Source organism: Dyella sp. SG609 (assembly GCF_012275375.1).
In the GTDB taxonomy this organism is placed as follows: Bacteria; Pseudomonadota; Gammaproteobacteria; order Xanthomonadales; family Rhodanobacteraceae; genus Dyella_D; species Dyella_D marensis.
Genome location: NZ_JAAZQJ010000008.1, coordinates 172,523 through 195,352, shown reverse-complemented (window position 1 = coordinate 195,352; position 22,830 = coordinate 172,523). Strand labels below are relative to the sequence as shown.

Genomic DNA, 22,830 nt, shown 5'->3' with positions numbered 1-22,830 from the left:
CCCACGCACTAGCGTCCCGCGTCCACACTCCGCGCCGCGAGCGCCCGTGACCGACCCCGCCGCCGGGCTGTCGCGCCTGTTCGAGGAACAGCGCGACACCCTCAACCGCTATTTCCTCAGGCGCACCGCGCATGCCTGGGATGCGCAGGACCTGGTGCAGGAGGTCTACCTGCGCCTGCTGCGCGCGGACCGGCACGGGGCGCAGGACATCCGCAATCCCGAGGCCTACCTGTTCACCATCGCCTCCAACCTGCTGCGCGAGCACGCCGCCCTGCGCCAGCGCGCACCGGTCAACGGCGATGCCCTGGAAGACGTGCTGGAACGCCTGGCCACGCCCTGCGAGGCCGCCGCCGGCGTGGACCGCGAGCTGCGCCGCCGCCGGCTCGGCGAACTGATCGCCCGCCTCACCCCGCGCTGCCGCGCGGTGCTGGTGATGCATTACCGCGACGAGCTGGGCTACCGCGAGATCGGCGAGCGCCTGGGCGTCTCCTCGAACATGGTCAAGAAATACATCGTCAAGGCGCTGGCCGCGTGCCGCGTCGGGATGGCGCGCTATGACTGACGCCATCGACCCGCGCCTGCTGCGCCGCGCCGCCGAGCAGGCGGCCGAGTGGTACCTGGACCAGCGCGAAGGGCTGGATGCCGCGCAGCGCGCGCGTTTCCTCGCCTGGCTGCGGCAATCGCCGCTGCATGTATCCGAGTACATCGGCATGGCGCGCCTGCACGGCGACCTGGGCGCCGCCGCCGCGCTCGATGCCCTGGATACCGCCGGGCTGGCCGACCTCGCCGCCACCGAGCGTGCGGTGGTGCAGCTGCGTCCGCTGCTGCCGCGTGCGCCTTCCGCCGCACCGGTGCGCCGCGCCGGCACGCCATGGTGGCAGCAGGCCATCGCCGCCGTGGCCGTCGCCTTGATCGGCGGCGCGGCCTTCCTGCACGAGGCACCGGCGCCGATGGACGTCTATACCTCCGCCGGCGAGGTACGCGACGTCGCGCTGGACGACGGCACCCTGCTGCAGCTGGACCGCGCCAGCGCGGTGGCGGTGCGCTACGGCCAGGCACAACGCCGCTTCGAACTGCTGCGCGGCGGCGCGCTGTTCGACGTGGGCAGGGACCCGGCGCGGCCGCTGCGCGTGGGCGTGGGCGAGCAGGTGCTGGAGGACGTCGGCACCGTGTTCGACGCGCATCGCCGCGCGGACGGCGCCAGCGTCGCGGTGGTGAGCGGCGAGGTCCGCATCTGGACGGGCGAGCCCGCCGCCACGCAAGCGGAAGCGCTGGCCGACCTGCGCGCGGGCCAGTACGCGGAAGTGGCAGGCGGCCGCCTGGCCGCGCTGGAGCGCCGCGCGGACTTGGCGCAGCACACCGCCTGGCTGCCCGCGGACATCCATTTCGAACACAGCACCGTGGCCGAAGTGGCGCGGCGTTTCGCGATCTACGGCGGCACGCCGCTGCATATCGACGATGCGGCGCTGGCCGCCACGCGCATCAGCGGCCGTTTCCATGCGCGCGACCCGGAAGCTTTCGTGGCCTACCTGGGCACTCTGCCTGGCGTACGTGTACAGCGCGGCGCGGATGACATCCGCATTACACGCAAGCTGTAAGAAAAAATTCATCGAATCGGCGGTACCCGACGGGCGCGCGGGGCACTCGTAGAGATCATGCGGCGGCGATGCGTGTGCGCTTCGCCGCCTTTGTTCTCCCTCTCGCCCCAAGGCTCGCTCCATGCGCAAGACGCTCGCCCTCCATATCGCGCTGCTGCTCGGCGGCACGCTCTCCCTTGCCCTGCATGCGCAGGATCACACCGCCGCGCCGGCGATCGCACCGATGCCGCTGGCCCAGGCGCTGGATCTGGTCGCCAGCCGCAGCGGCTTGCAGCTGGTGTATGCGGCCGACGTCGCCGAAAGCGTGAAAAGCCGCGGTGCCGCCGCCGGCGAACCGCGCGAGCAGCTGCGCCAGCTGCTGGCCGGCACCGGCCTGGATTACCGCTTCGTCACACCCACCACGGTGACCATCGTGCCGGCCGCGCGCGCGGGAAACGCACCGGCCGCGGACGCGACGGCGTCGCGCGGCCTGCCGCCGGTGGACACTGACAACGCCACGCGCGAACTGGCGCCGATCAGCGTGCACGCCAACGCGGTGGATACGCTGGCGCCGAGCGCCGCGCCGCTGGATGCGGTGCAGCCGACCTCGGTGATCGACGAGCGCTTTATCCGCGACGGCCTGCGCTTCAACTCCAACTTCGACGACATCATCAAGTACGCGCCCAGCGTCACCGTCACCTCGCCGGAAGGCCCGGGCCTGGGCAAGAACGAAGGCATCAGCATCCGCGGCTTCCAGGACGGCCAGTTCAACATCACCTTCGACGGCATTCCGTTCGGCGACGCCAGCGACCTGCACCACACCACCTCGGCCTACTTCAACAACCACGTGCTGGGCCAGGCCGAGATCGACCGCGGCCCCGGCGGCGGCTCCACCATCGGCAATGCGACGTTCGGCGGCACGGTGGGCTTGCGTTCGCGCGACCCGAGCGACGTGCCGGGCGTCACGCCCTACCTCACCGTGGGCAGCTGGAACACGCGCGCCGGCGGCGTCGCCGCGGACGAGCAGATCGGCGCGCACACCAGGCTGTTCGCCGATCTCTCCAAGGAAGCCAGCGACACCTATCTCAAGGGCACCGACGACCGCCGCGAGCATGCCTTCATCAAGACGGTGAGCGACCTCGGCGCCGCCACTACGCTCACCTTCGTCACCAGCTACAACCAGGAACACCAGAACACGGTGCAGGGCGCGACGCTGGGCGAAATCGCGCAGTACGGCTGGCGCTATGGCCTGCGCGACGACCCGCGCCTGCAGTCGTACCAGGGCTACAACCGGGCCGCGTACTACTCCAGCTTCACCTATGTCGGCCTGGTCACGCGGCTGGGCGAGTGGGACGTGGACAACAAGGTCTACTACAACAGCTTCGACCACTGGTCGCTCAAGACCAGCGACGCCACCGACAACCATGCGGCCGACAACGGCGTGACCTTCTACGACGCCAAGGGCAAGAAGGTGGGCAAGTCCGCCACCGACGTGCCGGGCAAGCAGGCCGACAACGGCTTCCGCGCCTTCGGCGACGTGCTGCGCCTGGGCCGCGAGCTGGGTCCGGGCAGCTTGCAGACCGGCGTCTGGCTGGAACGCAATCTCGATCAGCGCTATCAGGTGCCGCTGGACATGACGACCGGCCAGCGCAGCGGTACCAAGTACGGCCCCGTCTACAACTATCAGTTGAAGGACCGCACCGACACCGCGCAGCCCTTCGTGCAGTACGACTGGCGCCTCACCGACCAGCTCACGCTGAGCCCGGGCCTGCGCTACTCCTCCGTCACGCGCAGCCTCGATGCCACGCTCAACAAGATCTCGCCGCCGGTGCCCGCGCACGCCGAGGCCACCTACAGCGCGACCCTGCCCTCGCTCAGCCTGCACGACCGCCTGAGCGACGAGTGGAGCGCGTATGCGCAGGTGGCCCGCGGCTTCCTGGCGCCGCCGATCGACGTGATCGAATTGAACGGCACGCGCGCGCTGGCTCCGGAACTGACCACCAACTATCAGGTGGGCACGGCGTATGCGACGCGCGGACTCACCTTCGGCGCCAACCTGTACTACATCGACTTCAAGAACCTGATCGCGCAGACCGAGGTGAAGACCGCCAACGGCAACGAGAGCGCCTACGTCAACGGCGGCGGCGCGGTCTACCAGGGCGCCGAGGCGGAAGCGACCTATGCGCTGACGCCCACGCTCAGCCTGTACGGCAACGCCAGCTACAACAAGGCCACCTACAAGGGCAGCAGCGTGCAGGTCGCCGCCACGCCGAAGGTGACGGCAGCGCTGGGCCTGCTCTACAGCAGCCGGCAGGGCTGGTTCGGTTCCTTGATGGGCAAGTTCGTGGGCCACCAGTACGGCCTGGACAACGCCACCGACGCCAGCGGCAAGGACGTCTTCGCCAACGGCGCGCGCCTGGCCGGCTACATGTCCTGGGATGCGGCCTTCGGTTTCCGCGGCGATCATGGTCCCTTGGGCGGCAAGGGTTATTCGGTGAGCGTGGACGTCAACAACCTGTTCAATGTGCACAAGCTGGCCGGCTATGCGGGCACGCAGTCGGTCAGCGGCACGCCGCTGTACTTCGGACTGCCGGGCCGCGGAGTGTTCCTCGACCTGTCGGTGAAGCTGTGAGGGCGCGCGCCTTCGTTCGCGCGGCCCTGCTCGGCGCGGCGCTGTGCGCGCCGCTGCTGGCGCAGGCCGGCGCGGCCACGCTGCGCCTGCGCGTGGTGGTGCTGCGCCATGGCGTGCGTGCGCCGACCAAGGCGCCGGAGGCGCTGGCGCCTTATGCCAGCCGGCCATGGGCCGCGTGGCCGGTCGCACCGGGGCAGCTCACGCCGCATGGCAGCGAAGGCATGCGCGCGCTGGGCGAAAGCTATCGCCGCCTGTTCGCGGCGGATGGACTGTGGTCCGGCGCCTGCGACCGCGTGAACGACGTGGTGGTGATTGCCGACAGCACGCCGCGCAATCACGCCAGCGGCGCGGCGCTGGCGCAGGGATTGGCGGCGGATTGCCAACCCACGTATCTCGCCCTGCCCACCGACCGGAACAACCCGCTGTTCCATTTCGGCGCCAAGGACGACGACAAGGACGACGACGATAAGCCCGCCTTGCCCGCCACCTGGCCGCCGGCCGAACTGGCGCAGCTGCAGCGCGTGCTGCTCGGCTGCGAAGGTTCGGCCTGCCTGGCCAAGGCGCATGCGGATGGCCGCAAGACGCTGCTCGACGCGCAGGACGACGGCGAACGCGCCAAGGCGCTGAAGACCGCCGGCAGCCTCAGCGAAAACCTGATGCTGGAGTACGCGCAAGGTTTCCCCGCCGCGAACGTAGCCTGGGGCCAGGGCGACGAAGCGACCATCGGCCGTCTCGTCACCTTGCACAACCTGCAGTTCGCGCTGAGCAAGAAGGCCATGCCGGCCGCGGCGCGCGGTGGTACCAACCTGCTGGCGCACGTGCTGGCCAGCCTGCAGCAGGCCGGCGGCGAGAAGACGCCGATCGCGCCGCTGACGGCAGCGTCCACGCGCGCCGTGCTGGTGGTGGGCCACGACACCAATCTCGCGCAGCTCGCCGGCCTGCTCGATGCCGACTGGCACGACGCCGCGCACCCGGACGACTATCCGCCCGGTGGCGCACTGGTGTTCGATCTATGGCAGACGCATGGCAAGTACAGCGTGAGCGTATCCACCGCGATGCCCACCCTCGCAAGTTTGCGCAGCGCCAACTACGCGGCAGCGGATGCGCTGGTGCGCAAGACGCTGAGGCTCGCACCCTGCCCCGCCGCCGACCGATGTCCGCTGGACAAGGTCTCGCGCTGGTTGCGCATGCGCATGGATGCCACGCGCATCGATCCCGCCCTGCCGCCGATGCGTGCCTGGCCGGCGGTATCGCAAGAAGCTCCGCATGAACCAGCGGTCAGCAAGTAGCGGCATGAGCGTGCCCCAAGGAAGGGGCTAGCGCTTAAGCTATGGCGCTTTGCAGTGGCCCGGAGTCCCGCACGTGAGCGATCTGATCAAAGTCGTCCTGCTCGGCATCATCGAAGGCATCACCGAGTTCCTGCCCATCTCCAGCACCGGCCACCTGCTGATCGCTGAGAAGCTGGGCCTGGGCGAGCGCTCGGACCTGTTCAACGTGGGCATCCAGGCCGGCGCCATCCTCGCGGTCACCTTCATCTACTGGAAGCGCATCTGGGGCCTGCTCACGCAGTGGCGCGATCCGGCCAACCGCGACTACGTGCTGAAGCTGTTCGTGGCCTTCATGATCACCGCGGTGCTGGGTTTCATCGTCACCCACATGGGCTTCAAGCTGCCCGAGGCGGTGACTCCGATCGCCTGGGCGCTGGTGATCGGCGGCCTGTGGATGATCGGCGCCGAGCAGATGGCGGCGCGCCAGGCCGACCGCACCGAAGTGACCTGGACGGTGGCGATCCTGGTCGGCATCGCGCAGATCGTGGCCGGCGTGTTTCCCGGCACCTCGCGTTCGGGCGCCACCATCTTCGCCGCCATGCTGGCCGGTACCAGCAATCGCGCGGCGGCGACGGAGTTCGCCTTCCTGGTGGGCATTCCCACCATGTACGCCGCCACCGGCTATGAGCTGCTGAAGGTGGTGAAGAGCGGCGGCGTGGCGCACGAGGACTGGAGCGCGCTGATCGTCGGCTTCGTGGTCTCGGCCATCGTCGCCTTTATCGCGGTGAAGTGGCTGCTGGGCTATATCCGCACGCACCGCTTCACGCCGTTCGCGCTCTACCGCATCGCGCTGGGCATCGCCCTGCTGTTGCTGATGCCGGCCGGCGCCTGAGGGCACACTTCGCAGGTTGGGGTGAGCCGCCAGGCGAACCCCAACAACGCCAGCTCCATGCGCCTGGCCATGTTGGGGTTCGCCTTATGGCTCACCCCAACCTACGTTCCATGACATAGTTCCGCGCGCCATGGAACCGTCATCCCACTACCGCCTGCTCGACCTGCATATCGACCTCGCGCGCCAGCGCGTGACGCGCGACGGCGGCGCGCTCGACGTGCAGGGCCTGAACTTCCAGCTGCTGGCCTGCCTGTTGCGGCATGGCGATGCGGTGGTGGGTTTCGACACGCTGATGGCCGAAGTGTGGGCGCCCGCGGTGGTGAACGAGGAGACCGTCACCCAGCGCGTGAAGCTGCTGCGCCAGGCGCTGGGCGATGACGGGCGCAATCCGCGCTATATCCGCTCGGTGCGCGGGCGGGGTTATCAGTTGTGCGAAGCGCCGCGGACGGCAGAGGCCTTGATCGCCGACGAGCCGGTGATGCGGCAGCGGATTTTGCGCCCATGGTCGATCGGCTTCGGTGTGCTTGCCGCGCTGGGGCTGGCCGGCACGTGGTGGTATCGCTCATCCATCGAGCACGGCCGCATCGATCCGGCGCAAACGCTGACCGTTCGCGCGTCCTACTACGCCGGCATCGGCCAGAAGGACAACAACGAGCGCGCGATCCTGCTCTATCAGCAGGTGCTGGCGCGCGACCCGGCCAGCGCGGTTGCGCATATCGGCCTGAGCCGCGCCTACAGCGCGCGGGTCTGCCTTTACAACTTCCCTTACGAATGGACGCAACAGGCGCGCGCTGAAGCGGAGCTGGTGCTGAAAACGCAGCAGGACAACAGTGCCGCGTGGTCCGCGCTCGCCTATGCGCACGACTGCGCGGGAGAACTCGCCGCCGCCTTGCGCGCCTATGAAAAAGCGCTGGCGCTCGATCCGGGCGACGATGCAACGCGCGCCTCGGCCGCCTACCTCTACCAGGAACAGGGGCGACTGGCCGAAGCGCTGCATGCCAACCTGCAGATGCACGGCGATCCGGCGCGCGTGCGCTTCCGCGACGTGCAGGTGGCGCGCGAGCTGGAGCTGCTGGGCTTCACCGACGCGGCGGAGCGGCGCTATCGCGAGAGCTTCCAGCTCTATCCGGACAATGTGTTCTCCAATATCGCCTGGCCGCGGCATCTGTTCTTGCAGGGGCGCTTCAAGGAGGCGCAGGAAGCGCTGGATCAGGCGCTCGCGCGCAATACCCCACACGTCGATCTTTATGTGCTTGGCGGCGAACTCGCCTTGCTGCGCGGCGACCGCGACGGTGCCCGCCACGCCTTCGAGCAGGCACGGCAGCTGCGTCCGCAGATGAGCCTGCCCATCACGCTGACGGCGTTGTATGGCGCGGCATCGCCCGCGCCGGCGTGGCTGGACGAGCGCATCGCGCAGATGCAGCGCCAGTTCCTGGGCGGCGCGAGCTATCCCGGCGACTATCTCGAACTGGCCCTGCTGCAGGATGCGCGCGGACGGCATGCCGACGCGCTGCGTTCGGTGGATGCGGCCGTGCAGGGCGGCTACAGCGACCGCGCCTATCTGCAGACTTCGCCCCTATGGCGCGGCCTTGCCAGCGATCCGGCCTACGCCGCCTCGATCGACACGCTGAGCCGGCGCGTCGCCGCGCAGCGCGCCCAGGTATTGGCTGCGGACTGGCGCCCGGCGGACCTGCACGACACGCATTGAGCGCTACAGGTCGGGCCAGCGGCGCGCCAGGTCGTTGATCGCATCGAGCGCGAGTGTCAGTTCCTGGCCGCGCGGCGTGAGTTCGTAATAGACCTCGCGCCGCTGCGCGGACGAACTGCGGCTTACCACACCCGCATTCCGCAGATAGCGCAGCTGTTCCGACAGCACCTTGGCGGAGACGCCCTTGATCGAGCGCTCCATCGCGCCGAAATGCACGGGGCCGCGTTCGGCCAGCGTCATCAGGATGGTCATGGCCCAGCGTCCGCGCAGAACGCGCAGCACCACTTCGGCGGCGCAGATGTTCAAAGGGTCGGTGGCCATGAGCGCGAGTATGGAAGCTCGCCGGGCTGGCGCCAATCGCCGGCCCGTACGAATGTCGACGGGATTACTTGCCCACGCCGATCTGCTTCAGCAGGGTTGCGTTGTCCCAGAACAGATATTCCTCGTCCATCGTGCCCTGCTTGTTCCAGTGCCCCAGCGTTGCCATCGGCAGGTGGTAGGCCTTGCCGGTCGGCTGGATCACGGTGCCGTCGGCCAGCACCATCGGCTTGGTGAAAGTGCCATCGAGGAAGCCCATCACCGCCGTCCATTGCGCATCGGCGGTGCCGAAGCGCACCGGGTGTTCGGTGATGCGGTTGTCCGGCGCCCAGGTCCACATGAATTGCAGTTCCTTGATGTGGTCCGGGATGCCCTTGGTGGTGTGGCCGTCGGGGTAGTGCACGACGATGTCCTGGCCATGGCTCTTGTGCAGGTTTTCCCACTGCTGGCTGGTATAGACGCGGAAATCCAGGTCGTCGAAGTTGGCCAGGTTCTTCGCCAGTTCGGCCGGCATGCCGGCCACCTTCGGCACCGCCTGGCCGTTCTTGCTGGCCGGCCAGTGATCCTGCTCCGCGGCCTGTGCCGCCGCCAGCCCGCCGAGGGCGAGGCCCGCGCCGAGCGCCAGGGCAAATGCGGTCTTTCGGGTCGTCATGATGCGTGCCTCCTGGTGGGTGTGAATCGACGTCGGCGGCTCCTGAAGGAGCCACCGGGAAGATTCCGTCGATAAGCGAGGCATCAGTCTGAGCGCGCCGGAGCACGCTGTAAATTGGTTACTTTTCAGTAACCCGGGTGTGCGCGTCAGCGTGCGCCGGACACCGCCTTCAGCAGATATTCGCGCAGGATTTCCTGCGACTGCGGATGCGCATAGCGCTGGTTGTAGGCCGTGCTGGTGACCACCGCGACCAGCCGCCGCGACGGCACCACGAACACGTAGTTGCCGCCATTGCCGCTCATTGCCCATACCGGTTCGTCGATGCCGGTGACCGGCTTGCGGAAGCACCACCACAGGTAGCCGTAGTCGGCGTCGTCGCGCGCTTGCGCATGCACGGTCAGCATGGCGTGGATCCACGCCGCGGAGATGACCTGCCTGCCGTGCCAGCGCCCGTCATCCAAGGCCAGCTGGCCGAGCTTGGCCAGGTCGCGGCTGCGGTAGCGGGTGCCGCCGCCGCCCATGCCGATGCCCAGCGGCGAGGCATTCCATTGCACGTGCTCGATGCCCAGCGGCTTTTCCAGCGCGTCGGCGGCGAAGCGCGACAGCGGCATGCGCGCGGCGCGCTCCACCACCGCGCCGGAGACGAAGGCGCCAGCCGTGCAGTAGGAGAACGCGCGGCCGTGCGGGCTGTCTGCCGGCTTGGCCATCCATGGCGCGAAGCCCTTGATGGGCAGGTCCAGCGCGAACTGCAGCCAGTCTTCGCTGACGTACATGCGCTCCTCGTTGCCGGCGGAGAACTCGTTCTCGTCGTTGCATTCCCACAGCGAACTCATGGTCAGCAGGTCTTCCAGCGTGATCGCCTGCTTGCGCGGGTCGGCGTGCTGCACCGGCTGCTTGTCCGGAAAGAAGCCGTAGACCTTGGCCTGCACGCCGGGGATCAGGCCGCGATCGATGGCTGCGCCGGCCAGCAGCGCGGTGACGCTCTTGCTGGCCGAGCGCACGTCGTTGAGATGCCCGGCGTCGCTGCCGTTGAAGTAATGCTCATAGACCAGCTTGCCGTCGCGGGCGACCAGGACGCTGGTGATGTTCTTGAAGCTGCCGTCGGCGATCTTGCCCTCAAGCGCGGCGAACGGGGTGGTGTCGATGTGTCCGGCGCGGGCATCGGCGACGGGCCAGCCATCGTCATGCGCGTCAGGAGCGCGGTACCCGGCCGCGGACAGGGACAGCGAACAGGCCGCGAGCAGGGCGGCGAGCAGGTAAGGCCTGGGATGGTGCATGGTCGGACTCCATGGTTGAGGTGCCCATGGAGTCCAGCGCGGCGGCGAATGAAGCGCCGGAAGGCCGGATGAAGATTTATGAAGCCGCGGGGCTTCAACGACTTAGGCGGCGCTCAAGCGTTCCGGCGCTTCCACCTTCCCCGCTACCGGCGCCTTCTTGTAGCCCGGCTCGTTGGTGCGGTCGAACAGCTCGCGCACCCATTCGATGAAGGCCTGCACGCGCGCCGACAGGTGCTTCTTCTGCGGGTACACGATCCACACCGGCTTGCCGGTGGAGATGGTGTCGGTCATGACCAGCTCGAGCATGCCCTTGTCGAGCATGCAGCACAGCAGCATGTGGGGGGCCTGGGTGATGCCCAGGCCCGCGGCGGCGGCCTGGATCACCGACTCGCCGTCATTGATCAGCAGGTGTGCATCGACGTCCACGCCGACCTGGCCGCTGGGCGTGTCGAACTGCCACTGGCGCGGGCGGCGGTTGGGATAGACGTAGTTGATGATGCGGTGCTGCTTGAGGTCCTCGATGCTGCGCGGCGCACCGTACTTGGCCAGGTACTCGGGCGAGGCGCAGACCACGTTGCGCAGGTAGCCGATCTTGCGGGCGATCAGGCTGGAATCCTCCAGCTCGCCGACGCGGATGGCGCAGTCGATACCTTCTTCGTTGAGGTCGGCCGGGCTGTCGCTCATGGACAGTTCCAGGCGGATATCCGGGTAGCGGCGCTCGAATTCGTCCAGGCGGGGGATTACGGCGGCGCGGCCGACGGCCAGCGAAATACCCACGCGCAGGCGGCCGGTGGGCTTGCGGGTGGCATAGTTCAGGGCCTCGGTGGCTTCGGCCAGATCGGCAAGGATTTCCTTGCAACGTGCGTGAAACGCGGCGCCATCGTCGGTCAACCGCAGCGAACGGGTCGAACGGAACAGCAGCCGGGCGCCGAGGCGCTCCTCCAGGCGGGACACCGCCCGGCTGACGCCGGAGGGGGTCATGCCGAGCTGGGAGGCGGCGGCGGCGAAGCTCTTGGCCTCGACCACGCGAACGAAGGCGGATATTGCGGCAAAGTCTTCCATAGCGTCGATTCTGCGCCCATTCGTGACTGACAGTCACTACTGCATTGCACAAGGGAGGGATTTTCTAAACCGGAAGGTACACCTATTCTCTCGCGCCTCGAACGGTTTGAACCGATCGGTTCACTAATTCTCGGAGCGCATCATGAAGAAACGATGGATCTTCGCCACCCTCGCCGTGGTTGCCGTGGCCGGCAGCTGGGCGGTGCTCGGCAGCCGCGGCGAAACCCACGCCCAGGCCGCCGCCGGCGGGCCGCCGGAAGTGACCGTCGCCCAGGTGCTGGTGCGCGCGGTCAACGATTCCAACGAGTTCACCGGCCGCCTGCAGGCGGTGGACACCATCCAGCTGCGGCCGCGCGTGAGCGGCTATGTGGACTCGGTGCATTTCACCGAGGGCGCCCTGGTCAAGAAGGGCCAGCTGCTGTTCCGCATCGACCCGCGCCCCTACCAGGCCGAAGTGGACCGGCTGCAGGCCAATCTCAGCCAGGCCCGTTCGGAGCTGACCCTGGCCGACGCCAATGCCGCCCGCGGCCAGCGCCTGCTGGAGCAGCACGCCATTTCGCGCGAGGAAGGCGACCGCCTCAGCACGGCCGCGCAGAGCGCCAAGGCGCAGCTGGCCTCCACCAGCGCCGCGCTGGACGCCGCCAAGCTCAACCTCGGCTTCACCGAGGTGCGCGCGCCGGTCGACGGCCGCGTCAGCAATGCCCTGATCACGCCCGGCAACCTGGTCACCAGCAATGACGTGCTGACCAGCGTGGTCAGCGTGAACCCGGTCTACGCCTACTTCGACGTCGACGAGCACAGCTATCTGAAGCTCGAGCAGCTGCGCCGCGAGCGCGGCGTGGCGCCGAAGGTCGCCATGGCGCTGTCCAACGAGCAGGGCTTCCCGCACGCCGGCCGCATCGACTTCGTCGACAACCAGCTGCGCGCCGGCTCCGGCACGATCCGCCTGCGCGCGGTGTTCGACAACGCCGACGGCAGCTACACCCCCGGCCTGTACGTGCGCGTGCAGCTGCGCAGCGACAGCCAGCGCCCGCGCGCCCTGATCGACGACCGCGCGGTGGCTTCGGACCTCGGCAACAAGTACGTGCTGGTGCTGAAGGACCGCAAGGTGGAATACCGCCGCGTCGTCACCGGCCCGCTGCTCGACGGCCTGCGCGTGGTCGAGGAAGGCCTGAACAAGGACGACGTGGTGGTGGTCAACGGCCTGCAGCACGTGCGCCCCGGCGCCGAGGTCAACGCCACCAAGGTAGCGATGGAAACCCGCAGCCTCGACCCGGACAAGCAGCTCGCCCTCGGCGGCGGCGGCAGCAACAAGGTTGCCGCGCAGCACTAATCGATGGACATGGCCCCGCGCCGAACCCGGCGCGGGGATGGAACGAACGGCATCGCCAGGCGCGTGGAACACGCGCCTTCGGGGCCGGCTTGTCCTAAAGAACTCTCAGGACCGATCCGATGAAAATCGCCCAATTCTTCGTGGACAGGCCGATCCTGGCCGGCGTCCTCTCCGTACTGATCGTCATCGCGGGCGGCATTTCGCTGTTCAAGCTGCCGATCTCCGAATATCCCGAAGTGGTGCCGCCCACCGTGGTGGTGCGCGCCAGCTACCCCGGCGCCAACCCCAAGGTGATCGCCGAAACCGTCGCCACGCCGCTGGAAGAACAGATCAACGGCGTGGAAGGCATGCTCTATACCTCCTCGCAGTCCACCAGCGACGGCGCCATGACGCTGACGGTGACCTTCGCGCTGGGCAGCGACCTGGACAACGCGCAGGTTCAGGTGCAGAACCGCGTGGCGCAGGCCCTGACCAAGCTGCCGCAGGAAGTGCAGCGCCTGGGCGTGACCACGCAGAAGAGCTCGCCCGACCTGACCATGGTCGTGCACCTCACCTCGCCCGATAACCGCTACGACATGTTGTACCTGTCGAACTACGCGCGCCTGCACATCAAGGACCAGCTGGCGCGCCTGAACGGCGTGGGCGACGTGCAGCTGTTCGGCGCCGGCGAATACAGCATGCGCGTGTGGCTGGATCCGGAGAAACTGGCCTCGCGCCAGCTCACCACCGGCGACGTGGTCCATTCCATCCAGGAGCAGAACGTGGCGGTGGCCGCCGGTGCGCTGAATGCGCCGCCCGGCCCCGGCAATGCCGCGTTCCAGCTCAACATCAATACGCAGGGCCGCCTGGTCACCGAGGAAGACTTCCTCAACATCATCGTGCGCACCACCGCCGACGGCGGCGTGACGCATCTGCGCGACGTGGCCCGGGTGGAACTGGGTTCCAACAACTACGCGCTGCGCAGCCTGCTGGACAACCAGCCGGCAGTGGCGATTCCGATCTTCGCCCGCCCGGGCTCCAACGCCATCCAGATCTCCGACGAAGTGCGCGCCACCATGGCGGAGCTGAAGAAGGAGTTCCCGCAGGGTGTGGACTATCACATCGTGTACGACCCGACCGTGTTCGTGCGCGGTTCGATCGAAGCGGTGGTGCATACGCTGTTCGAAGCCATCGCCCTGGTGGTGCTGGTGGTGATCCTGTTCCTGCAGACCTGGCGCGCCTCGATCATTCCGCTGGTGGCGGTGCCGGTGTCGCTGATCGGCACGTTCGCGGTGATGTACCTGGCGGGCTTCTCGCTCAACGCGCTGTCGCTGTTCGGCCTGGTGCTGGCGATCGGCATCGTGGTGGACGACGCCATCGTGGTGGTGGAAAACGTCGAGCGCCACATCGAGCACGGCATGCGGCCCAAGGAAGCCACGCGCCAGGCGATGAAGGAAGTGACCGGCCCGATCGTCGCCACCGCCCTGGTGCTGTGCGCGGTGTTCGTGCCGACCGCCTTCATCAGCGGCCTGACCGGCCAGTTCTACCGCCAGTTCGCGCTGACCATCGCCATCTCCACGGTGATCTCGGCGTTCAACTCGCTGACCCTGAGCCCGGCGCTCGCCGCCATCCTGCTGCGCGACCATGACGCGCCGAAGGACAAGCTCACGGTGTGGATGGACAAGAGCCTGGGCTGGGTGTTCCGTCCGTTCAACCGCGTGTTCAGCAGCGGCGCCAACCGCTACGTCGGCGGCGTGAAGCGCGTGCTGCGCGCCGGCACCGTCACCCTGATGGTGTACGGCGGCCTGGTGGCGCTGGGCTTCCTGGGCTTTGCCCACGTGCCGACCGGCTTCGTGCCGCAGCAGGACAAGCAGTACCTGGTGGCGTTCGCCCAGCTGCCCGATGCCGCCTCGCTGGACCGCACCGAAGACGTGATCCGCCGCATGAGCGACATCGCGCTGAAGCAGCCGGGCGTGCAGAGCGCGGTGGCCTTCCCGGGCCTGTCGATCAATGGCTTCACCAACAGCACCAACTCCGGCATCGTGTTCGCCACGCTGAAACCGTTCGAGGAGCGCCGCGACGCCTCGCTGTCGGCCGGTGCCATTTCGATGGCGCTGAACCAGAAGTTCGCCGGTATCCAGGACGCGTACATCGCGGTGTTCCCGCCGCCGCCGGTGATGGGCCTGGGCACGATCGGCGGTTTCCGCATCCAGATCGAGGACCGCGGCGACGTCGGCTTCGAGGAGCTGTACAAGCAGACCCAGAACCTGATCGCCGAAAGCCGCAAGACGCCGACCCTGGCCGGCCTGTTCTCCAGCTACCAGGTGAGCGTGCCGCAGATCGACGCGAACGTGGACCGCGAGAAGGCCAAGGCCGAAGGCGTGGATCTGGCCGACGTGTATCAGGCCATGCAGGCCTATATGGGCTCGCTCTACGTCAACGACTTCAACCGCTTCGGCCGCACCTACCAGGTGAACGTGTCCGCCGACCAGCACTTCCGCCGTGAACCGGAAGACCTGCTGCAGCTGCGCACCCGCAATGCGCGCGGCGATGCGATCCCGCTCGGTTCGTTCCTGACCGTGCACCAGGGCGTGGGCCCGGACCGCGTGCAGCACTACAACGGCTATCCCACCGCCGAGATCAACGGCGGCCCCGGCCCGGGCTTCAGCTCCGGCCAGGCGCAGGATGCGATGGAGAAGCTGGCGCGCGAGAACCTGCCCAACGGCATGTCGTTCGAATGGACCGAGCTGACGTATCAGCAGATCCTGGCCGGCAATACCGCGGTACTGGTGTTCCCCTTGTGCGTACTGCTGGTGTTCCTGGTGCTGGCTTCGCTGTACGAAAGCCTGACCCTGCCGCTGGCGGTGATCCTGATCGTGCCGATGGTGCTGCTGTCCGCGATCTCCGGCGTGTGGCTCTCCGGCGGCGACAACAACATCTTCACCCAGATCGGCCTGATCGTGCTGGTGGGCCTGGCCTGCAAGAACGCCATCCTGATCGTGGAGTTCGCCCGCGAAGCGCAGATCCTGGAAGGCATGGACCGCAAGCAGGCCGTGCTGGAAGCCGCCCGCCTGCGACTGCGCCCGATCCTGATGACCTCGATCGCTTTCATCATGGGCGTGGTGCCGCTGGTCACCTCGCACGGCGCCGGCGCGGAAATGCGCCATGCCATGGGCGTGGCGGTGTTCGCCGGCATGCTCGGCGTCACCTTCTTCGGCCTGATCTTCACCCCGCTGTTCTACGTGATCATCCGCGGCTGGAGCGAGCGCGCCGCCGAACGCCGCGCCGAACGCCGCGCTGCCAAGGGCCTCAACACGCCCGCGCTGGAGGAACACTGATGCTTACCTTGATTGAAACCGTGCAGGGCTGGTTCGCGCGCCGCGCGCCCAGGCAGGCACGCCTGAGTGCGATGGCCGCCGCCCTGCTGCTGGCAGGTTGCGTGAGCGTCGGGCCGGATTACCACCGGCCCGACGAGAAACCGCTCACCTTGCAGGAAGCCGATGCGAAGCAGGAAACCGCCGAAGGCTTCCAGGCCGCGTGGTGGAAGCAGTTCAACGACCCCGCGCTGGATGCACTGATCCAGCGCGCGGCGAAGAACGCGCCGGACCTGAAGATCGCCATTGCGCACCTGAAGGAATCGCGCGCCCTGCTCGGCGTCACCCGCGCCGACCAGTGGCCCACCGTCGACACCAACATCGGCTACCAGCGCAGCCGCCAGCAGCAGCCGGGCTTCACCACCGACCGCGTGACCACCGAAAGCTACCGCGCCGGCTTCGACGCCAGCTGGGAGCTGGACCTGTTCGGCGGCGTGCGCCGCTCGGTGGAGGCGGCCGGCGCCGAGGCGCAGGCCAGCGCGGCCTCGCTGCAGGACGCGCAGGTGACGCTGTTCGCCGAAGTGGCGCGTTATTACTTCGACCTGCGCGGCACCCAGCTGCGTATCGACGTAGCCAAGCGCGACATCGACAACCAGCGCGAGACCATGCGGCTGATCCGCGCACGCTTCGACATCGGCACGGGTTCGGAGCAGGACGTGGCCAGCGCCAACGCCCGGCTGGCCTCCACCGAAGCGCAGCTGCCGGTGCTGGAAACGCAGGCGCATGCGGACGAAGCACATCTGGCGGTGCTGCTGGGCGAGCGTCCGGGCGAACTGGACATCGACCTGTCGCCCGGCAGCTTCAAGCCGATCGACGTGGCGCTGCCGATCGGCAACGCTGGCGACGTGCTGGCGCGCCGCGCCGACGTGCGCATCGCCGAACGCGAACTGGCCGCGGCCAATGCGCGCATCGGCGTGGCCAAGGCCGACTGGTTCCCGCACATCACGCTGGGCGGTTTCGTGGGCTTCCTGGCCGGACGCAGCAACGACTTCGGCGGTCCGTCCTCGCGCGCCTGGTCGATCGCGCCGAGCATCAGCTGGCCGGGCCTGAACGTGCAGCGCGTGCGCAACAACGTGAAGGCGAGCGAAGCACGCGCCGATGCGGCGCTGGCCAACTACCAGCGCACCGTGCTGCAGGCGGTGGAAGACGTCAGCAACTCCCTGGTCGGTTTCAATCTGCAGCGCGAGCGCGTGCAGAAGCTGTTCGACCAGGTGGCGCAGAGCCGCCGCGCCGCCGACCTGGCGCGGGTGCGCTACAACGAAGGCGCCGCGGACTTCCTGCAGCTGCTCGATGCGGAGCGCACGCAGCTTTCCGCCGAGGACGCGCTGGCCGAAGCGGAAGCGGCGATCAACCTGCGCGCCGTGGCGGTGTACAAGGCCATCGGCGGCGGCTGGGAAGCCTGCGGCGACGAGAGCTGCAGCAACCTTGCCCAGGTGCCGTGAGGGTGTAGCGCCATGAGTCCTCCTGTCCCGTTTCCGCGCCGCGCGCCGCGCGAGCGCTTCGGCACCGAACCGCCACCGAGCCAGCGCGTGGCGCTGGTGAGCGGCGCCAACCGCGGACTCGGGCTGGAGGTGTCGCGCCAGCTCGCCGCGGCCGGCATGACCGTGCTGCTCGGCGCCCGCCAGCTCGCCGCCGGCGAAAAGGCGGCGAAGGCGCTGCGGCGGGCAGGCGGCGACGTCACCGCCGTGCAGCTGGACGTGACGGCGCAAGCGGACGTGGATGCGCTGGCCGAACGCATCGGGCGCGACTACGGGCGGCTCGACGTGCTGGTGAACAACGCGGGCGCGTATTTCAATCTCGACGAGCGCGCGTCCTCGGTGGACCTGGCCTACGTGCGCGGCGCACTGGACACCAACCTGCTCGGGGCTTGGCGGCTCAGCGAAGCCGCCATTCCCTTCATGCGGCGCCATGCCTACGGGCGCATCGTCAATGTCTCCAGCGGCTGCGGCGCGATCGACAGCGAGGGCGAGGACTGCCCCGCGTACCGGGTGTCCAAGGCCGCGCTCAACAGCTATACGCGCATGCTCGCCGCCGAGCTCAAAGGCAGCGGGATCCTGGTCAATGCGGTCTGCCCCGGCTGGGTCGCCACCGATATGGGCGGTCCGGGCGGTCGGCCCGTCGCCGACGGCGCGGCCGGCATCGTGTGGGCGGCCAGCCTGCCCTCGCAGGGCGCGATCACCGGCGGTTTCTTCCGCGACCGCGCGCCGATCGCCTGGTGATCCGCTAGCGCTGCACCACCATGGCGAACCAGCGCCAGCCGCGGATCTTCTCCGCGATCAGCTTCACGCTGGTAAGCATGGGCACCGCCAGCAAGGCGCCGGGAATGCCCCACAGCCAGCCCCACACCAGCAGCCACAGCAGGATCGCCACCGGGCTCAGGCGCATGCGGCGCCCCTGGATCAGCGGCGTGATCAGGTTGCCTTCCACCGCGGTGATGCCGGCGAAGGTCAGCGCGGGCAGCAAGGCCTGGCCGGGCTGGTCGAAATGGATCAGGCCCACCACTGCCAGCAAGGCGGTGGTAGTGATCGAGCCGACGTAGGGAATGAAGTTGGCGATCATCGCCACCGAACCCCACAGCAGCGGATCGGGCACGGCATAGGCCCACAGCATCGTCGCGGTGACCACGCCCAGCGTCGCGTTGATCACCACCGTGGTGAGGATGTAGCGCGACACCTCCACCTGGATGCTGCGCACGATGGATACCGTACGGCGCTTGTAGCGGAAGTTGGGCGCGATCTCGACCAGGCGCCGCAGTAAGGTGTCGCCGTAGATCAGGAAGAAAAACACCAGCAGCACCACGGTCAGCACCGCGGCCAGCACCTTGGGCGTGCCGGCCAGCACGTCCCAGGCGTCGATCGTCACCGGCGCGGCGCGCGGCGGCGGACGCGACAGCTGGCCGCCGACCAGGCTCTGCGTGGCCCGGTTGGCCGCTTCCAGCGGCTGCATGATGGTGCGCAGCTTGGGCACGAAGTTGCGCACCAGGCTGGGCGCGTCGTGGAACCATTCCAGCGCCGGCGGCGTCAGGCGCGCGATGCCGTTGCCGATGCCGGCAATCAGCGCGATGACCAGGAAGCTGGCGCTGAGCCAGCGCGGCACGCGCCGGCGCGCGGCGAAGGCGACGATGGGATTGAAGGCCAGGCCGATGAAGCCGGCCAGCACCAGCGGGATCAGCAGGTCGCGGGCGAGCGTGACGGTATAGAGCAGGGCCAGCAGCAGCAGCAGGTTGAGCACGGCGCGGATGCCCAGCAGATGCCGCTGGGTGAAGCGCACCGCCGGTCGATGCCGATGGCGCGCTGGCGGTTCGTCGGCCGGCGGCAGCGGTGCAGGCGCCATTTCGCCGCTGCCTTCCGGCGGCGGCACGAGGGGACCGATGGCGCTCATGACGGGTCGAAGCCGCCTTCGCTGAATTCGGCCACCAGGCGCACGCCCTGCGCGACCAGTTCGGCGACGGTGCCGTTGAGCAGCGCGCCCAGTCCGGGAATGCGCAGCGGATGCACGTTCAACTGGCCAAGCACGAAGCCCAGGCCCGCGGCGACGCTTACCGTGCCCAGCGGATGCCGGCGTCCGCGCGCAAGCAGGGCACCGGCCGGTTCCGCCAGCGCCTCGCGCGCATCGGCCACCCGCCCGCGCGCTTCGCGCACGGCGCGCAGATGCTTGAACAGACTCATAGGCTCTCCTCCCCGTTCGCGCCCGGCCGCGCGGCGGCCGGATCCGGCGCTGCGCCTTCGGAGCGGCGCATCGCCTGCCGTATGGTCTCACGCCATGCGTTGCGGGAGTCGGGCAGCGTGAGCCAATGCATGCAGCGGCGGAACAGCATGATCATGCCGCCGAGGAACAGCAGCTGCAGCACGCCGAGTATGCCCAGCGCCAGCGGCCAGGAATGCAGCCAGGCAGCCAGCAGCACGCCGGCCAGCGCCATCAGGGTGAGACCCAGGCCCACGCCGGCCACGGTGGCGGCGAGACCGGCCAGCAGCATCCAGGAGACGGCGCTGCGCGCCAGCCCGAGTTCCGCCACCAGCAGGGAGAGTTGCGCACCGAACAGGTGCCTGGCCGCGCGCCCGGCGCGGCCGATATCGTCGAGGATGCCCGGCGCGGCGGCGTCCGCGTCGGCGGACGCCTGCCCCTGCGACGGTGGGTCGGGACGGGCGGGATCGGGACCGGTGTCCTCGCGCCCGCCGCCCTCGCGGCCGGGATCATGCATCCGCCTGGACTCTTTGCCGGATCAGCGACGCAGGATGCGGCCGAGCAGCCAGCCCGCGCCGAGCGCGATGGCCACCGACTGCACGGGTTTCTCACGCACGTAGTCGCGTGCGCGTTCCAGCCATACGTCGGCGCGGTCCATCGCCTCGTCATAGGCTTCGCGGCCGCGCTCGCTGTATTCGCCCGCTTTCTCGGTGGCGCGGGTGGCGGCATCGGCGGCCTTGTCGGTGGCGCGATGCAGGCCGTCCTCGACGCGGTCGGCGACGTGGTCGACCTTGTCCTTGGCCGTGGCCACCGCGTCGGAGGTGGCGCGCTTGAAGCGCTCGGCACTTTCCTCGATGCGGCTGCCGCCCGTGCCGAGGGCCTGCTCGGGAGCCGTTTCCTTCGCCTGGACTTCTTTGTTCATGGCGTTCTCCTTGGGGACGGGATCGTGGACTGCGGGCTATCGACTGTAGCGAAAATCCCGCCCGGATGGGCGCCGTGCGGCGCGTCTGTTCAGCTGGCCCGCCGGAAGAAGGCAATCACGGCAAGGATCAGGAAAACGATGAACAGGATCTTGGCGATGCCCGCGGCCGTGCCTGCGATTCCGGTGAAGCCCAGCAGGGCCGCGATGATGGCGATGACCAGAAAGACCAGGGCGTAGTGAAGCATGGCGCGATTCCTCTGATATCAGCGAACGGGAACCCCTGGTGCGCATTCATCCATAGCACGCGCCTCGCGAGCGTGAAGGCTGCGCGCCGCAGCCTCCACGCCGCCACCACATCGTTGCGGCACACGCGTTTTCGCTTGAATGGATCTAAGCGTGCACCGCCGCCTTCGCGTAGATCGCATAGGTGCCGACGAGCTCCGCCTGCGCCAGCACGTGGCCGTGCATCACCTTGCGCAACTCGTCGAGGGTGAAGCCGTCGGCGAGGTTGAGCTTTTCCACGTCCAGCGCATGCACGCGGAAGTGATAGTGATGCACACGCTCGTCGTTCCATGGCGGACACGGGCCGTCGTAGCCGAGGTACTCGCCGCCCATGTCCTTGTCGCCATGGAACCAGCCGGTGTAGTCGTTCTTGCCCTGCACGCTGCCGGGCGGGCCGGACGGCGCGCGCTTGCCGCGCGCGACGATGCCGTCGCTGCAGGCGCCTTCGGCCAGCTCGGTGTACTCGACCGGAATATCGGCCATCAGCCAGTGCACGAACTCCACGCGCGGAAGATCCGCCGGCACCGTGCGGCCGGCTTGATTGACGTCGTCGCCGCGGCTGGGCACGTCGGTGTCGATGCAGGTGAGCACGTAGGAACGGGTGGCCGGCGGCGCATCCTTCCACGCCAGCTGCGGACTCAGGTTATCCGACAGGGCGACCGGATCGCCCGGCTTGCCGAAGGCGCAGCGCGCGGGAATCGGCTGGCCGTCCTGGAAGCTGTCACTGCGAAGTTGCACGGCGGTCTCCTCGGTAGTCGCTGATCACTTTGCCTGGTAGGTGACGCGGTACACCGCGCCGCTCAGGTCGTCGCTCACCAGCAGGCTGCCATCCGGCAGCGGCTGCACGTCGGCGGGGCGGCCCCAGGCTTTCTCGTCCTGCATGAAGCCTTCGATCAGCGGCTCGTACGAGGCCACCTTGTTGCCGTTGAGGCGCACCGTCATCACGCGGTAGCCGGATTTCTTGGTGCGATTCCACGAGCCGTGCTCGGCGATGATCAGCGCACCCTTGTAGGCGGCGGGGAATTGCTTGCCCTCGTAGAAGCGCAGGCCCAGCGAGGCTACGTGGGCGCCGAGCTTGAGCACCGGCGGCGTGTAGTCCTTGCAGTTCTTGCCCTTGCCGAATTCCGGATCGAGCGTGTCGCCCTGGTGGCAATAGGGATAGCCGAAATGCTCGCCCACGCGGGTGAGGCGGTTGAGCTCGTCGCTGGGCAGGTCGTCGCCGAGCAGGTCGCGGCCGTTCTCGGTGAACCACAGGTCGTTACTGCCCGGGCGCCAGGTGAAGCCGACGGTGTTGCGGATGCCGTAGGCGACATCTTCCAGGCCGGTGCCGTCCTTGTTGAGGCGGGTGAGCTTGGCGTAGTCCTTGCCCTTGTCGCAGATGTTGCAGGGCGCGCCGATCGGCACGTACAGCTTGCCGTCGGGGCCGAAGGCGATGAACTTCCAGCCGTGGTGCGTCTCGGTGGGGAACTTGTCGTACACCACCTCGGGCTTCGGGGGGTTGTCCAGGTGGTTCTCGATATCGCGCAGCACCACGATCTTGCTCACGGCGGACACATACAAGTCGCCGTCCTTGAACGCCACGCCCACCGGCAGCTGCAGGCCGGTGGCGATCACGCGCACCTTGTCGGCCTTGCCGCTGCCGGTGCTGTCGGTCAGCGCATAGACCTTGCCGGCATCGTTCGAACCGACGAACACCGTGCCCTTGGCGCCCAGCGCGATCTCGCGCGCATTGGGGGTCTGGTCGGTATAGACCGCGATATGGAAACCCTTGGGCAGGGTCAGTTTGTCCAGCTGGGGATCGGCCAGGGCCGGCAGAGCAAGCAGGCCGAGCGCGAGAGCGAGGAACGGACGCATGGGTGACCTCCGGGTG

21 protein-coding genes are annotated in these 22,830 nt (G+C 68.4%); 10 read left to right on the top strand and 11 right to left on the bottom strand.

Going from position 1 to position 22,830, the window contains the following annotated elements:
• Positions 1-46 precede the first annotated feature (46 nt).
• The 6 genes from FHW85_RS15565 (at position 47) to FHW85_RS15540 (ending at position 8,077) form a co-directional block, all read left to right on the top strand.
• Entirely contained in the window at positions 47-562 is a 516-nt protein-coding gene (locus FHW85_RS15565) for an RNA polymerase sigma factor (protein ID WP_343203559.1), read from the top strand.
• Positions 555-1,598 (top strand): FecR domain-containing protein, encoded by a 1,044-nt coding sequence (locus tag FHW85_RS15560; protein WP_168648858.1) that lies wholly within the window; start codon positions 555-557, stop codon positions 1,596-1,598. The genes FHW85_RS15565 and FHW85_RS15560 overlap by 8 nt, the downstream gene beginning before the upstream one ends.
• Before the next feature lie 121 nt (positions 1,599-1,719).
• Positions 1,720-4,209, top strand: a complete 2,490-nt coding sequence (locus FHW85_RS15555) for a TonB-dependent receptor (RefSeq protein WP_168648857.1) — start codon at positions 1,720-1,722, stop codon at positions 4,207-4,209.
• Positions 4,206-5,498, top strand: a complete 1,293-nt coding sequence (locus FHW85_RS15550; protein WP_168648856.1) for a histidine-type phosphatase — start codon at positions 4,206-4,208, stop codon at positions 5,496-5,498. Before FHW85_RS15555 ends, FHW85_RS15550 begins: the two co-directional genes overlap by 4 nt.
• Positions 5,499-5,571: 73 nt before the next feature.
• Positions 5,572-6,369, top strand: coding sequence for an undecaprenyl-diphosphate phosphatase (locus FHW85_RS15545; RefSeq protein WP_168648855.1), 798 nt, complete (start codon positions 5,572-5,574; stop codon positions 6,367-6,369).
• Positions 6,370-6,499: 130 nt separating this feature from the next.
• Entirely contained in the window at positions 6,500-8,077 is a 1,578-nt protein-coding gene (locus FHW85_RS15540) for a winged helix-turn-helix transcriptional regulator (protein ID WP_168648854.1), read from the top strand.
• A gap of 3 nt (positions 8,078-8,080) precedes the next feature.
• On the opposite strand, the gene FHW85_RS15535 is transcribed toward FHW85_RS15540, so the two are convergent.
• From FHW85_RS15535 to FHW85_RS15520, 4 genes are all read right to left on the bottom strand, one after another.
• Positions 8,081-8,398, bottom strand: coding sequence for a helix-turn-helix domain-containing protein (locus tag FHW85_RS15535; protein ID WP_167252816.1), 318 nt, complete (start codon positions 8,396-8,398; stop codon positions 8,081-8,083).
• Positions 8,399-8,462: 64 nt separating this feature from the next.
• Positions 8,463-9,047, bottom strand: a complete 585-nt coding sequence (locus tag FHW85_RS15530; RefSeq protein ID WP_168648853.1) for an ester cyclase — start codon at positions 9,045-9,047, stop codon at positions 8,463-8,465.
• 146 nt (positions 9,048-9,193) lie between these two features.
• Positions 9,194-10,324, bottom strand: a complete 1,131-nt coding sequence (locus tag FHW85_RS15525; RefSeq protein ID WP_168648852.1) for a serine hydrolase — start codon at positions 10,322-10,324, stop codon at positions 9,194-9,196.
• Positions 10,325-10,426: 102 nt separating this feature from the next.
• Positions 10,427-11,386, bottom strand: a complete 960-nt coding sequence (locus FHW85_RS15520) for a LysR family transcriptional regulator (protein ID WP_167252819.1) — start codon at positions 11,384-11,386, stop codon at positions 10,427-10,429.
• A gap of 142 nt (positions 11,387-11,528) precedes the next feature.
• On the opposite strand from FHW85_RS15520, the gene FHW85_RS15515 reads away from it, so the two are divergent.
• From FHW85_RS15515 to FHW85_RS15500, 4 genes are all read left to right on the top strand, one after another.
• The gene (locus tag FHW85_RS15515) at positions 11,529-12,719 is read left to right on the top strand and encodes an efflux RND transporter periplasmic adaptor subunit (protein WP_167252820.1); all 1,191 of its coding nucleotides are present in this window, start codon (positions 11,529-11,531) and stop codon (positions 12,717-12,719) included.
• Positions 12,720-12,838: 119 nt separating this feature from the next.
• A complete protein-coding gene (locus FHW85_RS15510; protein WP_168648851.1) occupies positions 12,839-16,036 on the top strand; it encodes a multidrug efflux RND transporter permease subunit in 3,198 nt (1,065 codons plus the stop codon).
• Positions 16,036-17,514 (top strand): TolC family protein, encoded by a 1,479-nt coding sequence (locus FHW85_RS15505; protein ID WP_168648850.1) that lies wholly within the window; start codon positions 16,036-16,038, stop codon positions 17,512-17,514. The genes FHW85_RS15510 and FHW85_RS15505 overlap by 1 nt, the downstream gene beginning before the upstream one ends.
• A 12-nt stretch (positions 17,515-17,526) precedes the next feature.
• Positions 17,527-18,291 carry an SDR family NAD(P)-dependent oxidoreductase gene (locus tag FHW85_RS15500; RefSeq protein WP_168648849.1) on the top strand — a complete coding sequence of 255 codons (765 nt, stop codon included), beginning with the start codon at positions 17,527-17,529 and terminating at the stop codon, positions 18,289-18,291.
• A gap of 4 nt (positions 18,292-18,295) precedes the next feature.
• On the opposite strand, the gene FHW85_RS15495 is transcribed toward FHW85_RS15500, so the two are convergent.
• The 7 genes from FHW85_RS15495 to FHW85_RS15465 all read right to left on the bottom strand — a co-directional run bounded on the left by FHW85_RS15495 (position 18,296) and on the right by FHW85_RS15465 (position 22,814).
• Positions 18,296-19,453, bottom strand: coding sequence for an AI-2E family transporter (locus FHW85_RS15495; protein ID WP_167252824.1), 1,158 nt, complete (start codon positions 19,451-19,453; stop codon positions 18,296-18,298).
• Positions 19,450-19,740, bottom strand: coding sequence for a hypothetical protein (locus FHW85_RS15490; protein ID WP_167252825.1), 291 nt, complete (start codon positions 19,738-19,740; stop codon positions 19,450-19,452). Before FHW85_RS15490 ends, FHW85_RS15495 begins: the two co-directional genes overlap by 4 nt.
• On the bottom strand, positions 19,737-20,273 hold the full coding sequence (locus FHW85_RS15485) for an ABC transporter ATP-binding protein (RefSeq protein ID WP_243867873.1): 537 nt from the start codon (positions 20,271-20,273) through the stop codon (positions 19,737-19,739). Before FHW85_RS15485 ends, FHW85_RS15490 begins: the two co-directional genes overlap by 4 nt.
• Before the next feature lie 21 nt (positions 20,274-20,294).
• Complete coding sequence (locus FHW85_RS15480) at positions 20,295-20,678, bottom strand: DUF883 family protein (RefSeq protein ID WP_167252826.1); 384 nt, start codon at positions 20,676-20,678, stop codon at positions 20,295-20,297.
• Positions 20,679-20,767: 89 nt separating this feature from the next.
• Positions 20,768-20,923, bottom strand: a complete 156-nt coding sequence (locus tag FHW85_RS15475; protein ID WP_167252827.1) for a DUF1328 domain-containing protein — start codon at positions 20,921-20,923, stop codon at positions 20,768-20,770.
• A gap of 145 nt (positions 20,924-21,068) precedes the next feature.
• Positions 21,069-21,698, bottom strand: coding sequence for a YbhB/YbcL family Raf kinase inhibitor-like protein (locus tag FHW85_RS15470; RefSeq protein WP_168648848.1), 630 nt, complete (start codon positions 21,696-21,698; stop codon positions 21,069-21,071).
• Between the two features lie 24 nt (positions 21,699-21,722).
• A complete protein-coding gene (locus tag FHW85_RS15465; protein ID WP_167252829.1) occupies positions 21,723-22,814 on the bottom strand; it encodes a PQQ-dependent sugar dehydrogenase in 1,092 nt (363 codons plus the stop codon).
• Between the last annotated feature and the right edge of the window lie 16 nt (positions 22,815-22,830).